The organism is Nocardia sp. NPDC060220, from assembly GCF_042727815.1.
Classification (GTDB): domain Bacteria; phylum Actinomycetota; class Actinomycetes; order Mycobacteriales; family Mycobacteriaceae; genus Nocardia.
Window position 1 is genome coordinate 1 of record NZ_JBHWZY010001224.1, and the last position, 1551, is coordinate 1551.

Below are 1551 nucleotides of genomic sequence, written 5' to 3' on the forward strand. Positions count from 1 at the left end.
GGTCAGGAGACGACCGGGAGGTACACCTTGCTGCCGTGGTCGGCGAACTCGGCGGACTTCTCGGCCATGCCCGCCTCGATGGCGGCCACATCGGTGAGCCCCTGCTTCTCCGCGTATTCGCGTACGTCGGCGGAGATGCGCATCGAGCAGAACTTCGGACCGCACATCGAGCAGAAGTGGGCGGTCTTGGCGGGCTCGGCGGGCATGGTCTCGTCGTGGTACTCGCGGGCGGTGTCGGGATCCAGCGAGAGCGCGAACTGGTCGTGCCAGCGGAATTCGAAACGGGCCTTGGACAATTCGTTGTCCCGGTCCTGGGCGTGCGGGTGACCCTTGGCGAGGTCGGCGGCGTGGGCGGCGATCTTGTAGGTGATCACGCCGACCTTGACGTCGTCGCGGTTGGGCAGACCGAGGTGCTCCTTGGGCGTGACGTAGCAGAGCATCGCGGTGCCCGCCTGGGCGATGATCGCGGCGCCGATGGCCGAGGTGATGTGGTCGTAGGCGGGCGCGATATCGGTGGCCAGCGGGCCGAGGGTGTAGAACGGCGCCTCTTCGCAGAGCTCTTCCTCGAGCCGCACGTTCTCGACGATCTTGTGCATCGGCACGTGGCCTGGGCCTTCGATCATCACCTGCACGCCATAGGATTTCGCGATCTTGGTGAGCTCGCCGAGAGTCCGGAGTTCGGCGAATTGGGCCTCGTCGTTGGCGTCGGCGATGGAGCCGGGACGCAGGCCGTCGCCGAGGGAGAAGGTGACGTCGTACTTCGCGAGGATCTCGCAGAGCTCACGGAAGTGCGTGTACAGGAACGATTCCTGGTGATGGGCCAGACACCACGCGGCCATGATCGAACCACCGCGCGAGACGATGCCGGTGACGCGCTTGGCGGTGAGCGGGATGTAGCGCAGCAGCACGCCCGCGTGCACGGTCATGTAGTCGACGCCCTGCTCGCACTGCTCGATCACGGTGTCGCGGTACATCTCCCAGGTGAGCTTGGTGGGATCACCGTTCACCTTCTCCAGCGCCTGATAGATCGGGACGGTGCCGATCGGGACGGGGGAGTTGCGCAGAATCCACTCGCGGGTCTCGTGGATGTTCTTGCCGGTGGACAGGTCCATGATGGTGTCGGCGCCCCAGCGCGCGGCCCACACCATCTTCTCCACCTCTTCGGCGATCGACGACGACACCGCCGAATTGCCGATATTGGCATTGATCTTGACCAGGAACTTCTTGCCGATGATGGTCGGCTCCAGCTCCGGGTGGTTGTGGTTGGCCGGAATGACCGCGCGACCGAGTGCGACCTCGTCGCGCACCAGTTCGGGCGAGACCCCCTCGCGGGCGGCGATGAACCGCATCTCGGGGGTGATGATGCCCTGACGAGCCCAGGCGAGCTGGGTCGGCGGACCGTCGACGGTCGGGGAGTCCCATTCGTCGCGCAGTTTCGGCAGCCCGGCCTCGAGGTCGATCACCGCGTTGTCGTCGGTGTACGGCCCCGAGGTGTCGAAGACATCGAAGTGGTCGCCGTTGGTGAGATTGATCCGGCGCACCGGGATGCGC

General features: G+C 65.8%; 1 protein-coding gene. It reads right to left on the reverse strand.

All coding sequences use genetic code 11. The features are described 5' to 3' along the window. Positions 1-2: 2 nt before the first annotated feature. The coding region (gene thiC, locus ACFWF3_RS35505) for a phosphomethylpyrimidine synthase ThiC (RefSeq protein WP_379318509.1) at positions 3-1551 on the reverse strand (1549 nt) is incomplete at its 5' end.